This window comes from Polaromonas hydrogenivorans (genome assembly GCF_040105105.1).
Taxonomy (GTDB): domain Bacteria; phylum Pseudomonadota; class Gammaproteobacteria; order Burkholderiales; family Burkholderiaceae_C; genus Polaromonas; species Polaromonas hydrogenivorans.
The window spans coordinates 1,555,215-1,568,358 of the sequence record NZ_CP157675.1 but is presented as its reverse complement, the minus strand read 5'-3'; the positions used below and the strand labels follow the sequence as shown (position 1 = coordinate 1,568,358).

The 13,144-nt window shown below is 59.5% G+C and carries 12 protein-coding genes and 2 riboswitches; of the genes, 7 read left to right on the top strand and 5 right to left on the bottom strand.

The window, feature by feature from the left end:
• Positions 1–51: 51 nt before the first annotated feature.
• Both ABLV49_RS07370 and epsA read right to left on the bottom strand, forming a co-directional pair.
• A complete protein-coding gene (locus ABLV49_RS07370) occupies positions 52–1,476 on the bottom strand; it encodes an undecaprenyl-phosphate glucose phosphotransferase (protein WP_349280969.1) in 1,425 nt (474 codons plus the stop codon).
• A complete protein-coding gene (gene epsA / locus ABLV49_RS07365; protein WP_349280968.1) occupies positions 1,469–2,326 on the bottom strand; it encodes an XrtB/PEP-CTERM-associated transcriptional regulator EpsA in 858 nt (285 codons plus the stop codon). Before epsA ends, ABLV49_RS07370 begins: the two co-directional genes overlap by 8 nt.
• A 160-nt stretch (positions 2,327–2,486) precedes the next feature.
• Here epsA and ABLV49_RS07360 point away from each other — a divergent pair, with 160 nt between their 5' ends.
• The 5 genes from ABLV49_RS07360 (at position 2,487) to ABLV49_RS07340 (ending at position 8,263) form a co-directional block, all read left to right on the top strand.
• Positions 2,487–3,008 (top strand): hypothetical protein, encoded by a 522-nt coding sequence (locus ABLV49_RS07360; RefSeq protein ID WP_011802061.1) that lies wholly within the window; start codon positions 2,487–2,489, stop codon positions 3,006–3,008.
• 17 nt (positions 3,009–3,025) lie between these two features.
• Positions 3,026–3,129: riboswitch (glycine riboswitch) on the top strand.
• A 21-nt stretch (positions 3,130–3,150) separates the two neighbouring features.
• Positions 3,151–3,252, top strand: a riboswitch (glycine riboswitch).
• A gap of 45 nt (positions 3,253–3,297) precedes the next feature.
• Positions 3,298–4,452 carry a glycine cleavage system aminomethyltransferase GcvT gene (gcvT, locus tag ABLV49_RS07355; RefSeq protein WP_349280967.1) on the top strand — a complete coding sequence of 385 codons (1,155 nt, stop codon included), beginning with the start codon at positions 3,298–3,300 and terminating at the stop codon, positions 4,450–4,452.
• Between the two features lie 38 nt (positions 4,453–4,490).
• Positions 4,491–4,862, top strand: a complete 372-nt coding sequence (gene gcvH / locus ABLV49_RS07350) for a glycine cleavage system protein GcvH (protein ID WP_349280966.1) — start codon at positions 4,491–4,493, stop codon at positions 4,860–4,862.
• 15 nt (positions 4,863–4,877) lie between these two features.
• A complete protein-coding gene (gene gcvP / locus ABLV49_RS07345) occupies positions 4,878–7,772 on the top strand; it encodes an aminomethyl-transferring glycine dehydrogenase (protein ID WP_349280965.1) in 2,895 nt (964 codons plus the stop codon).
• An 89-nt stretch (positions 7,773–7,861) separates the two neighbouring features.
• A complete protein-coding gene (locus tag ABLV49_RS07340) occupies positions 7,862–8,263 on the top strand; it encodes an FKBP-type peptidyl-prolyl cis-trans isomerase (RefSeq protein WP_349280964.1) in 402 nt (133 codons plus the stop codon).
• Positions 8,264–8,290: 27 nt separating this feature from the next.
• On the opposite strand, the gene ABLV49_RS07335 is transcribed toward ABLV49_RS07340, so the two are convergent.
• Entirely contained in the window at positions 8,291–9,166 is an 876-nt protein-coding gene (locus tag ABLV49_RS07335) for an alpha/beta fold hydrolase (RefSeq protein WP_349280963.1), read from the bottom strand.
• A gap of 111 nt (positions 9,167–9,277) precedes the next feature.
• Here ABLV49_RS07335 and ABLV49_RS26015 point away from each other — a divergent pair, with 111 nt between their 5' ends.
• Entirely contained in the window at positions 9,278–9,409 is a 132-nt protein-coding gene (locus ABLV49_RS26015) for a ribbon-helix-helix protein, CopG family (RefSeq protein WP_432280021.1), read from the top strand.
• Positions 9,406–10,641, top strand: a complete 1,236-nt coding sequence (locus tag ABLV49_RS07330) for an RNA-guided endonuclease InsQ/TnpB family protein (protein WP_349280962.1) — start codon at positions 9,406–9,408, stop codon at positions 10,639–10,641. Before ABLV49_RS26015 ends, ABLV49_RS07330 begins: the two co-directional genes overlap by 4 nt.
• A gap of 106 nt (positions 10,642–10,747) precedes the next feature.
• Here the strand turns inward: ABLV49_RS07330 and ABLV49_RS07325 are convergent, their stop codons facing one another.
• Entirely contained in the window at positions 10,748–12,517 is a 1,770-nt protein-coding gene (locus ABLV49_RS07325) for an ATP-binding response regulator (protein WP_349280961.1), read from the bottom strand.
• Positions 12,517–13,134: a response regulator transcription factor gene (locus tag ABLV49_RS07320; RefSeq protein ID WP_349280960.1), complete on the bottom strand. Its 618-nt coding sequence runs from the start codon at positions 13,132–13,134 to the stop codon at positions 12,517–12,519. The genes ABLV49_RS07325 and ABLV49_RS07320 overlap by 1 nt, the downstream gene beginning before the upstream one ends.
• Positions 13,135–13,144 lie beyond the last annotated feature (10 nt).

Below are 13,144 nucleotides of genomic sequence, written 5' to 3'. Positions count from 1 at the left end.
AAGCAGTCCGAACTGCAGGAAAAGCCCAAGACGATTGAACAACCAGTCTTTTCAGCGATCTGAACTGTCTTTAAAAACGAGCCATATCGTTTTTAAAACAATAAAAATATCAAGCCGCAATGACCAGTTGCGCAGATAGTCCAAATCATAATCAACACCTGCCTGCATTTTTTCCAATATAAGAGTTTCTCTCCCGTACCCATTGACCTGCGCCCAGCCAGTGATTCCAGGCCTGACCTTGTGCCTGACCATATAGCCTTTTATAAGCGTCCTGTCAGTCTCGTTATGGGCCACTGCATGGGGTCGTGGACCGACAATGCTCATTCGCCCCTGCAACACATTGAAGAATTGAGGCAATTCATCCAGTGATGTCTTGCGAAGGAATGTGCCCAGGCGGGCAGGCCGTAAATCATTGCTGCAAGCTTGCTGGATCGTTCCGCCATCTTCGGTCACAGCCACCGATCTGAACTTATAGACAAGAATCTGCTCGCCATCCAAACCATAGCTGCGTTGCCTGGAAATAGCCGGCCCCGGCGAATTCAGCTTCACCATGATTCCGACAAGCAGCATGACGGGAGAAATCAGGATCAGGACAAACAACGACAAAACTATATCACTGGCACGTTTCAACACTCCAGTAATTCCCCTGAACGGCGTATCGCAAACCGATATCACGTTAACGCCGCATACGGAGTCGCTTCGCCCTTGGATCAAGTCCGTGACAAACATGTCAGGAACAAAATAGATGGAAGCCGTGGTGTCCTTGAGATCATCAAGTATTTGCAGGATTCGTGTCCGGGCAATCATGGGCAAGGACAGGTAAATGAACTGAATCCTGTTTTTTTTAACGTATTCCGCGAGAGCATTGACCTTGCCCAAAATCCTGTATTTATCCTGCTCAAACCTGCGATCTTTACTTCGGTCGTCAAAAAATCCTTTTAACTCAATTCCTGAATACGCTGAAGCCACGATGTTTTCAGCCAATGAAACACCCTGATTGTTCATGCCAACGATGACCACGCCGCGCGGTGGTCCCTGCATTTTCAACAAACCTGGTGTCGCTGCGCGGAGTGCCAAATTGCCACCGATCTGGACAAGCGGAGCCATCCATAACCAGTTAACAATGACCGCTACCGGAAACCTGAAAATATATCCAGTTGCAAAACCGGCCAACACCAGCAGTCCAGCGATCCAGAACCAGCGAAACAAAATATTAAAAATCATCATTTCCGCTGAAATTCGCAAACGCGAACATCCCGGAAAGGTCAACAAAAAAACAATTGCCGAAAGAATAAAATAAATTGGACTGACTGATCCTTCAAAACATACCGCCAAAAATCCCAGGGAAAAAACCAGCGCAAGGGGATCAAGCACTGCCTCGATAGCTCGAAACAGATGGCTTCGACCTGATCCAGCAATGGATTCGTGATTATTTTTCCAGACAGCAGCAGACTTTACGCCATGGATTTCAGCCATTGAATATCACTCCGTTAATTTTTGAAACTGCTTGTGCCCGATTGAATACATTCAGTTTCTGAAAAATTCGCTGCATGTGGTTTTTGACCGTAAAACCGCTGATATTTAAAATGCTTCCAATTTCCGAATTGGTTTTTCCCATGGCAACCCAATCCATGATCTGGATTTCGCGCTCACTCAGGCCAAATATTTCTTCCTGGACAACGCGGGGGGACTTGGCGAACGGTTTTTGTTGCTGTGGCAACTGCGCGACCTGGCGCAAGGCGCTGTCAATAAAAGGCATGAGCACCTTGATTGCGCCACTTGCCGACTCTGCAGGAATTTCATGCACACTGAGCAGGACGTAAAGACATTCGCACTGGCCACGCTCATCGCGCATGCCGTGAATCAATACTGAACGCATGTTGCGCAATGCGCTGCCAAACGAGTCCGGCAAGCTGGCGTTGCCCAGCATGTATTCAAAATTGCGAAAATCAAGGCTGTTGGGTTGCCTGCCGGCCAGAACCCAGCTTTCATGGAACTTGCCCAAAAGAAATGGCAGGCCATCAGTGCCCACGGCATACGATCGAGCGCCTGGCAGCCTGGACACAATGTCGTGCCGTATGGATCCTTCCTGAAAATTGCCCCATCCTGCCAGCAAAATGTCGTGCGGCAGGCACTGCTGAACGTCACCCTGCAGCCAATCCAGCAGATCCACATGTCGCCGGATGGCCGTGGCACCTTCGATCAGTTTGAGATAGTGTCCAGAATCCCCGGACACAGGCATCGAATGACTCTGCATTTCTCCCCCTGAGTTTGCTTTTTTGTTGTCTGCGGCAGCAGTCGCACCTGATGAAATGCCAGCGCGCAAAGTGACTTTATATCAAGCATGGTCAAGGATGCCGGATGAGTCAGAAAAGCGCATCAAAACTTACCCTACGCTCAGTCGGCAGTTCAATGAGCGTCAAATTCACAACCCTGTCATCTTTCAAGCGGATGCTATTGGTTTTCATTTCCCATAGGGAACCTCCATGCAGCTTCACAAAACCAACCGGGCGCGCGCTGAACTGAAACCCGGCGTGCGCACGCTGGGTCAACGCGAGCGCACCTTGCTGTTGCTGGCTGACGGCAGCAAGTCGGTGCAGGATTTCAAGCTCCTGTTTGACGGCAGCGGAGAGGAAATGGTCTTGCGCCTGCTGCAAGAAGGCTTCCTGGAAACACAAGCGGCTCCAGAACGCCCCTTGGTCACCGCAACCCCACCCTTGCCGGCCCGGCCGGCCGCCGACCGATTTGACGGCAAGCGCTCGCTGGCGACCACGCGCATGTTCCTGTTTGACATCTGCGAGCGCATGTTTGCCCGGCGCCACCCGGAGATGGCCGAACACTTTCGCGAAGCACTGCGAAATGCCAAGGACCGCGAGAGCATGCTGGCCGCCTCACGCCTGATTCTGGAACATATCGAGACGGTGGCCGGCCATGAACGTGCAAGCTCCATTGGCGAGCGGATTGAAATGCTACTGCCCGACAACTCACTGGCAGACATGGCAGCCTGAGAACCGCTTCCATTACACTTGCCCGGTCAGGAGAGAGTTTTCCCCGAGAAAACCGCCGAAGGCGCATGTGCCACCCCCAATGGTGGACTGAACGCTCAGGCAAAAGGACTGGCAACCGTCCCGCAGCGCATGCCGCCGCAGGGCGTTCCCTACTGGAGAGAGGCCGTTTTCAAAGCGGTCCACCGAAGGAGCAAACCTGCATCGCCAGGTGAATCTCTCAGGTAAAGTGGACAGCAGGGGCAGCCCATGGCTTTTGGCCATGGATTCATGTTTGCCCCCGGAGAACGCCATGTCCCACGAATCTTCCGCCACCCCTGCCCCTTTGCTCAAAACGCCGCTGAATGACCTGCATGTCGAACTCGGCGCACGCATGGTGCCGTTTGCCGGCTACTCCATGCCGGTGCAATACCCGGCCGGCCTGATGGCCGAACACCTGCACACCCGCAGCGCCGCAGGCCTGTTCGACGTGTCGCACATGGGCCAGTTGCGGCTCGTCGGACCGGATGCTGCAGCCGCCTTTGAAAGTCTGATGCCCGTCGATGTGATCGACCTGGCCCCGGGCAAGCAGCGCTACGGCCTGCTGCTCAATGACGAGGGCGGCATCATTGACGACCTGATGTTCTTCAACCGCGACCATGCCAATGGCGGCGATATTTTCGTCATCGTCAATGGCGCCTGCAAGGCGGGCGACATCGCGCATATCCAGGCCAAAATCGGCCAGCGCTGCGAGGTCATTCCCATGCCCGAGATGGCGCTGCTGGCGCTGCAGGGGCCGCAAGCCGTCACCGCATTGCAGCGCCTGGCGCCGGGCGTGGAGCAACTGGTGTTCATGACCGGCGGCCGGTTCACGGTGGCGGGCTGCGACTGTTTCCTGACCCGCAGCGGCTATACCGGAGAAGACGGTTTCGAGATTTCGGTTGATGCTTCTCAAGCCGACACGCTGGCCAGAGCCTTGCTGGCTCAGCCTGAAGTCAAGCCCGTCGGCCTGGGCGCGCGCAACTCGCTGCGGCTGGAAGCCGGCCTGTGCCTGTACGGCAATGACATCGACACCACCACCACGCCGGTCGAGGCCAGCCTGAACTGGGCGATGCAAAAAGTCCGGCGCAGCGGCGGCGCGCGGGCAGGCGGTTTTCCAGGTTCCGACAAAATCCTTGCGCAACTGGACAACCCCGCCGCGCTGTCCAGAAAACGCGTCGGCCTGATGGCGCTCGAACGCATTCCGGTTCGCGACCACACCGCCTTGCACAGCACCAACGGCACGCCCATCGGCGAAGTCACCAGCGGACTGCTCGGCCCCACGATCAACCAGCCCGTCGCCATGGGCTACGTCCAGCCGGAATTCGCCGCCATCGGCACGCGCGTGAATGCCATGGTGCGCGGCAAGCCGGTGCCGATGGAAGTCACGTCCATGCCCTTCGTGCCCACCCGCTACCATCGCGGCTGATTTATTTTTCCCTTTTCATACAACTCCTGGAGAACCTCATGACCGTCAAATACACCGAAGACCACGAATGGCTCAAGCTTGATGCCGACATCGCCACCGTCGGCATCACCGTGCATGCGCAGGATGCGCTGGGCGATGTGGTGTTTGTCGAGCTGCCCGAAGTCGGCACGACCTTGGCCCAGAAAGACACCGCTGGCGTGGTCGAGTCGGTGAAGGCTGCGGCCGATGTGTACATGCCGGTCAGCGGCAAAATCACCGAAGTCAATGAAGCGCTGCGCGACGACCCTTCGCTGGCCAATTCCGACCCGCTGGGCGCCGGCTGGTTCTTCAAGGTGAAATTGTCCGACCCGTCGCAGCTCGATGCGCTGATGGACGAAACCAGCTACACCGCCTTTTCTGAAAAAGCTTGACCCGGGAATCTTGACATGTTGATGCCATCCGCCACGCCGCTGGGCGCGCTTGAAAATCCTTCCGAATTCATTGCCCGCCACATCGGCATTGACGAGGCTGACGAAGTCCACATGCTCAGCGTCGTCGGCTCGGCCTCGCGCCGGGAACTGATTGATGGCATCGTTCCGCGCTCGATTGCCCGCAGCAGCGCCATGGCGATTCCGCCGCCCGTCACGGAAGCGGCCGCGCTCAAGCAGCTCAAGGCCATGGCCGCCAAGAACAAGGTCTTCAAGAGCTTTATCGGCCAGGGCTATTACGGCACCTACACGCCCGGCGTGATTTTGCGCAACGTGCTGGAAAACCCCGCCTGGTACACCGCCTACACGCCCTACCAGGCCGAGATTTCGCAGGGCCGCATGGAAGCGCTGATCAACTTCCAGACCATGGTCTGCGACCTGACCGGCATGCCGATGGCCAATGCGTCGATGCTCGACGAAGCCACGGCCGCCGCCGAAGCCATGACGCTGGCCAAACGCAGCGTGAAAAGCAAAAGCAATGTGTTCATCGTCGCGGGCGACTGCCATCCGCAAACCATCGAAGTGATCCAGACCCGCGCCAAGCCGCTGGGTATTGAAGTCAGGGTCAGCACCGCGTCTAGCACGGTGACGCAACTCATGGCCGAGGGCAACTACTTCGGCGTGCTGGCGCAATACCCGGCCACCAGCGGCGCGATTCATGACCTGCGCCCGCTGGCCGTGCTTGCGCATGCCGTGGGCGCTGCCGTGTGCGTCGCCGCCGACCTACTGGCGCTGACGCTGCTTCAGCCGCCGGGCGAATGGAATGCCGACATCGTTCTGGGCAGCACCCAGCGCTTTGGCATGCCGATGGGCAACGGCGGCCCGCATGCCGCTTACCTGGCCTGCCGCGACGAATTCAAGCGCTCCATGCCCGGCCGGCTGGTCGGCGTGAGCGTTGACAGCCACGGCCATCCGACCTACCGGCTGGCGCTGCAAACCCGCGAGCAGCACATCCGCCGCGAAAAAGCCACCTCCAACATCTGCACCGCGCAGGTGCTGCCCGCCGTGATGGCCAGCATGTATGCGGTCTATCACGGCCCGCAAGGCTTGAAGCGCATCGCCGAACGCGTGGCCACCTACACCGCGATTTTTGTCCATGGCCTGCGCGAGATGGGCTACGACATCACCAACCAGGGCGCTTTTGACTCGGTCACCATCAAGACCGGAGATGCTACGGTTTCGATAGCTGAACGCGCCCGCCAGTCGTGCGCTAACCTTAGATTTCGCTTAAAAAATCACCTCGGCGTGTCGCTCGACGAGACCACCAGCCGCTCAGACATCGAAATGCTCTGGTCCTTCTTTGCCAAGCCCGGCCAGACCGTGCCGGTGGTCAGCAGCTTCGAGCAGGGCATCGAGTCGCTGATTCCGGCCGGGCTGCGCCGCACCAGCGCCTTCCTGACGCATCCGGTGTTCAACACCCACCATTCCGAAACCGGCATGCTGCGCTACATCCGCAAGCTCAGCGACAAGGATCTGTCGCTGGACCGCAGCATGATTCCGCTGGGCAGCTGCACCATGAAGCTCAACGCGACCAGCGAGATGATTCCCATCACCTGGCCCGAGTTCGCCAACATCCATCCGTTTGCGCCGCACGACCAGCTGCTGGGCTATGCCGAACTCGACCAGCAACTGCGCGACTGGCTGTGCCAAGCGACGGGCTACGCCGGCATCAGCCTGCAGCCCAACGCCGGGTCGCAAGGCGAATACGCCGGGCTGCTGGTCATCAAGGCCTATCTTGACGCCAACGGCCAGGGCCACCGCAACATCTGCCTGATTCCGTCATCAGCCCACGGCACGAATCCGGCCAGCGCCCAGATGGCCGGCATGACGGTGGTCGTGACCGCCTGCGATGCGCAGGGCAATGTTGATATGGCCGATTTGCAGGCCAAGTGCGAACAGCACAGCGACAAGCTGGCCTGCGTGATGATCACCTACCCCAGCACCCACGGCGTGTTCGAGACGCAGGTCAAGGAACTCTGCCAGCTGGTGCATGCGCACGGCGGCCGGGTGTATGTCGATGGCGCCAACATGAATGCGCTGGTCGGCGTGGCCGCGCCCGGCGAGTTCGGCGGCGACGTGAGCCACCTCAATTTGCACAAGACCTTCTGCATTCCGCACGGCGGCGGCGGACCGGGCGTGGGTCCGGTCTGCGTCGTGGCCGATCTGGTGCCTTACCTGCCCGGCCATGCCACGGCGGGCATTCATGTCAACGGCGTCGGCGCCATTTCGGCAGCGCCGCTGGGCAATGCCGCTGTGCTGCCGATCAGCTGGATGTACTGCCGCATGATGGGGCCTGAAGGCCTGAAGCAGGCGACCGAAGTGGCGATTTTGAGCGCCAACTACATCAGCGCCCGCCTGAAGGACTGTTACCCGACGCTGTACGCGAGCGAGAACGGCCATGTCGCGCACGAATGCATCCTGGACCTGCGCCCGCTCAAGGAAACCAGCGGCGTGACCGCCGAAGATGTGGCCAAGCGCCTGATGGACTACGGCTTTCATGCGCCGACGCTGAGCTTTCCGGTTCCCGGCACGCTGATGGTCGAGCCCACCGAAAGCGAAACCCTGGCCGAACTGGACCGTTTCATCAACGCCATGATTGCCATCCGCGAAGAGATTCGCCAGGTCGAAAACGGCCACTGGCCGCAGGACAACAATCCGCTCAAGCATGCGCCGCACACGGCGGCCAGCCTGATGGGCGCTGACTGGGACAGGCCGTATTCGCGCGAAACCGGCGCCTTCCCGCTGATCAGCCTGAAGGCGGTGAAATACTGGCCACCGGTCGGCCGGGTGGACAACGTCTATGGCGACCGCAATTTGTCGTGCAGCTGCATTCCGGTGGCGGACTACGCCTGACATAAAACGCGAAAACCGGGCGACATGCGATGCCGGCGCAGCGCCCGTACTGGATGACAATGCAGAACTCCGCAACTCACAAAGACCCCATGAAATCACTTCTTTCCCTGCTCGCCCTCGTCGCTTTTGCCTCCAGCGCCTTCGCCGTTGCACCGCCCGAAACCCTGCCTTCGGGCGTGAAGATCGTTCACACGGTCGATGGCACGGGCGCCCAGCCCAAGGCGTCGGACACCGTCAAGGTCCACTATCGCGGCACGCTGGCCGACGGCAAGGAATTCGACAGCTCCATCAAGCGCGGCACGCCGGCCTCGTTCCCGCTCAACCGCGTGGTGCCGTGCTGGACCGAAGGCATGCAAAAAATCAAGGTCGGCGGCAAGGCGACGCTGACCTGCCCGCCCGCCACGGCCTATGGTGATCGCGGCGCGGGCAATGCGGTGCCGCCCAATGCCACGCTGACATTTGAAGTCGAACTGCTGGCCATCGAAAAGTAATCCCCTGATCGAGGTGAAATTGGCAGCCTACAAGGCTGCGTTGAGCGTGGACAGCAGCGCCTCGTCAAAGGCTTCGGCCCGCTCAAACTGCACCCAGTGCCCTGCCCCTTCAACCAGCGTCAGCGCCCTGAAACCGGGAGCCAGCCGCAGCGCCGGCTCCAGCGCCTGCATCTTTCCCCGGTAAAGCGCGTCTTCAGCGCCATAGATGGCATGCACCGGGCATTGCACATGCACCAGCGCACGGGCCAGCACATTGGTGCGCGACAGGCTGCGCCCTTTCATGCGGTCGCGCAGCACGTTCGCCACATGCAGGCGCAAGGCCGTTTCGGTAATGGACTCGGGATGACAGAGCATCAGCGCGGCCAGGTTGCTTCGGTGCACTTCATCGCGCCGGCTGGCCTCGGCCAGATGCCGCCAGGCATTGAGCCGGACGGCTTTTTCCGGCGCAACCCCCAGGCCCGGCGCGCCGACCAGAACCAGCCGCGCCACCCGCGCCGCAAACTGCGCCGCCACCAAACCCGCCGCCATGCCGCCAAAGGAAAACCCCACCAGATCGCAGGCCTGTTCGCCCAGCAGGCGCTGCAGCCCTTGTTCAAGCAATTCGGGAATCGCGTCGGCGTCCGTGCCATGCCGGGGAACGGCGGAGTCGCCAAAGCCGGGCAAATCGGGCACCAGCACCCAGCGACCGGATTCGGCCAGCGCCTCGATGTTGCGCAGCCAGTGCGTCCAACTGCCGCTGCCGCCGTGGAGCAAAACGAGCGGCGCCAGGGCAGGATTGCGGGTTGCCTGACCCCAGGCATGCCAGACCAGGTCGCCACCGCCACAAGGCGTTTCCAAACGGGTGGCGCTTTGCAGGAGGCGTTGCACTTCAGCGGGTTGATCAATCATTGATGGCAGGGTCATGCCTCTTTTATCAGTTTGAGCGAAAAACCCCAGCCTTCAGGCCGGGGATGGATAGCGTGGACGGCGAAGCCGTCACTGTATTTGAATTCTATTTTGGTGCATGATGAATGTATGAAACGGACAAACATCTATCTGACAGAGCCTTCGGTTGAGAAGCTACAAGAGTTGTCAAAACAAACTGGTCTTTCAGTTGCTGAGTTAATTCGTCGCGCTATCGACGGTTTCTTGAACAAGAAAAAATGAAGCGCCTGCAAGCCTTTAAATTCGAGCTGATGCCAAACGGCGGGCAGCAGCGCGACATACGCCGCTTCGCCGGGGCGCGCAGGTTTGTCTATAACAAGGCGTTGGATATTCAAAAGGCCAACTACGCAGCAGGCGGCAAATTCATCGGTTACGTCGATATGGCCAATCGCCTTCCTGAGTGGAAAAAAGAGTTTGGATGGCTCAAGGAGTCGCCTTCGCAATCCTTGCAACAGTCGCTTAAAGATTCTGAGCGAGCGTTCAAAAACTTCTTTGAAAAACGCGCAGACTTTCCACGTTTTAAAAAACGCGGAAGTGGCGAGAGTTTCAGGTTTCCGCAAGGCTTTGAGATCGACCAGGCCAACAGCCGCATCAAGCTGCCCAAGCTGGGCTGGATTCGTTATCGCAACAGCCAGGGCATTCTTGGCACGGCCAAAAACATCACCATCAGTCAGTCGGGCGCAAAGTGGTTTGCCAGCATCCAGACCGAGCGCGAAGTCGGGCAACCTATTCCAGCAGCCACCAGCGCCATTGGAATCGACGCGGGCATAGCCCGATTCGCCACGATGAGTGACGGCAGTTTTGTTGAGCCGCTGAACAGCTTCAAGAAGCACGAACAGCGGCTCAAAAAGTACCAGCGGCGCATGAGCCGCAAAGTCAAAAACAGCCGGAACTGGCACAAAGCCAAAAGGAAGGTGCAAAACATCCACACCCGTATTGGTAACGCCCGCAAAGACTTCCTGCACCAAGCCACAACAGAGATCAGCAAAAACCACGCAATGGTCGCTATTGAGGACTTGCAGGTTGGCAATATGTCCAAGTCGAGCAAAGGCACTACCGAAGCACCGGGGAAAAACGTCGCGGCCAAGTCGGGATTGAACAAAGCCATCCTCGATCAGGGTTGGTTTGAGTTTCGCCGCCAGTTGGAATACAAGCTCGCTTGGCGCGGCGGGATGCTCATTGCAGTGCCTGCGCACTACACCAGCCAGACCTGCCCTGCCTGTGGTCACGTAGCCAAAGAAAACCGGCAAACGCAGGCTCGGTTTGCGTGTGTGGATTGTGGCTACGAGAACCATGCCGATGTCGTCGGCGCGTTGAATATATTGGCGCGGGGACACCGCGTTACAGCCTGTGGAGAGGACGGCTCTGGCCTTGCGCGTAAGCGCAAGACGAAACCAGCCTCTGTGAAGCAGGAACCCACCGAAGTGACTATGCGTGAGGTAGCTCATGTTTAGCGCCGTAGGAATCCCCTCCCTTTAGGGAGGGGAGGATGTCAAACCTTCACCTTCAGCCCTACCCGCCCTGCGTTCAGCCTGCTCCCCGCGTTGCCGCTGCCAATGTTTAGCCTGCCGCCATACTTCGCATCAACTCGCCCAGAGCCCGGTACAACTGGTCGGGTGCAACGGGTTTGTGCAACAGCGGCACGTCGCTGGCCATGGCCTCGCGCAGCCGTTCCGGGGCGGTATCGCCGGTGATCATCAGGGCGGGTATTTGCTTTCCCAGCATGCCGCGCAGGGCGGAGATGGCTTCCGCGCCCGTGCGCTGCTCGCGCAGACGGTAGTCGCTGATGACCACGTTGGGCGTATGCATCCGGGCCAGGGCAAGCGCATCGGCAATCGAGCCTGCGGTGTCGCAGCGGCAACCCCAGCCTTGCAGCAATTGCGCCATGCCCAGCACAACGGCTTCGTCATCATCAACCACCAGCACATGCATGCCTTGCAGATGCGCCGGGTCAGGCTTCCAGACCGGCTCCACTGGCGCCACCGTGGCGTGGCTCAGGGGCAGCGCCAGCCGGAACACACTGCCTCTTCCCGGCCTGGACGACAGCGACAAATCGCGCCCCAGCGCCTTGGCCAGACCATCTGCAATCGCCAGGCCAAGGCCCAGCCCTTTGCGCCGGTCCCGCTCCGGGTTGCCCAGCTGGTGAAACTCACGGAAGATGTCTTGCTGGTTTTCAAACGCGATGCCGATGCCGGTGTCCCAGACCTCGACCACCGCCAGGTGGCGGCGCTTGCGGCAGGTGATTAAAACGCCGCCGCGTTCGGTGTAGCGGATGGCATTGGAGACGAGGTTGCGCAAGATCATTTCAACCAGCGTGGCGTCGGAATTGATGGTCGCGCGCGTTTCACGCGAGCGGTACACCATGCCCTTGGCATCGGCCAGGGGCGCCAGGTCATTTTCTATTTTGTGCAAAAGGGTCTGCAGCTGAAAAGGCTGGATATGCGGCCTGACCACGCCGGCATCAATGCGTGAGAAATCCAGCAAGGTGTTGAGCATCTCGCTGGAGGCCAGCGAGGCCGACCGGGCGCAGTCCAGCACCTCGCGCTGGTGCGCGGTCAGAGGAGTCTGGCCAAGCACTTCCAGGAACAGGCCCTGGGCATGAATCGGCTGGCGCAAGTCGTGGCTGGCCGCAGCGAGGAATTTGGACTTGGCGGCGTTGGCCTCTTCGGCTTCATGGCGCGCGGCTTCGGCGATAGCGGTTTTTTTGCGCAGTTGATCCATCAGCTCGATATTCTCGAAGCGCAGGTCAATGGAAGTTCGCGTGGTGCGGGCAATGTTGATCGCCTGCCCCATCATGATGGCGAAGTACAAAAAACCGGCGATGCCCAGGGCGCTGTAAGCGGGGTCGCCAATCAGAAACAGTTTGCTCACGCCGGCAATCATCTCGGCAATGACAAATCCCACGAATACCGGCAGCACCGGCGACAGCAGCGACATGGAATTGGCCGCAACGCCGGTCAGCACCGCGATGACCAGAACGCTGCCCGCCAGGTGAGCGGTATCGAGCGCCACCCAGGGCAAGGCGCCCCAGATGGCGCCATCCAGGGCATTGAGAGCAATCAGCATCCAGACCAGACGGGGGACGCCGTCAACGCTCACCCCCCTGGAAAGCTGGCGTTTGGCATGCAGCCAGCAGCACAGCTTGGAAAGCGCCGTGACCGCGCACCACAAGCCCAGCCACATCACATTGACGTCGCCGGAAAGCACCCAGAACAGAAGGCCAAGCAGCACAAACGTCGGAATCACCGAACTGCCCACATTCGCGCAGAGCAGGCGCACCTGCTCCACCAGCACATGGCTTTCCGTCAGCCACAGCAGCTTGCCGGGCATCAGCCAATCAGTCCGCTGCGGCGTGCGGCAAACATGACCTGCGAACGGCTCGATACCCCCAGCAAACCCAGGACAGCCTGCACATGTCCACGCACCGTGAATTCCGACAGCTCCAGACGGCGCGCAATCACCTTGTTCGACAGGCCTTCGCACAGCAGGTCCAGCACCTCGCACTGGCGCGGTGTCAGGCGCGGCCTGGGTGTGGCGTTGGCCGGCGTGTTGCGCGCCATGCCTGCGCTCGCATCCGGCACGCCGCTCAAGACCTGTTCAATGACCTTGATGATCTTTTCAGCCGTGTCGGCCTTGGAGACAAAAGCCGCTGCGCCTCGCGACAACGCCAGGCGAATCGTTTCAGGCTCGGCCGCCGATGACAGCATGACCAGGGGAACGCCCGGCCAGCGCTGCTTGAACAGGCCCAGCCCTTCCAGTCCGTTCACGCCCTGCAACTGGATATCGAGCAGCACCAGCGCCGGTGGCGAGGTGACGGTTCGCACCGCCTGCTCAAGGGATGCGGCCTCAAGCACCTCGACATTGACCATGCCGGCCAGCAGCACCAGACGCATGCCTGAGCGAAACAGGGCATGGTCGTCAATCAGCAAAATGCTGGTGGGTGGCATGGCTGGCATT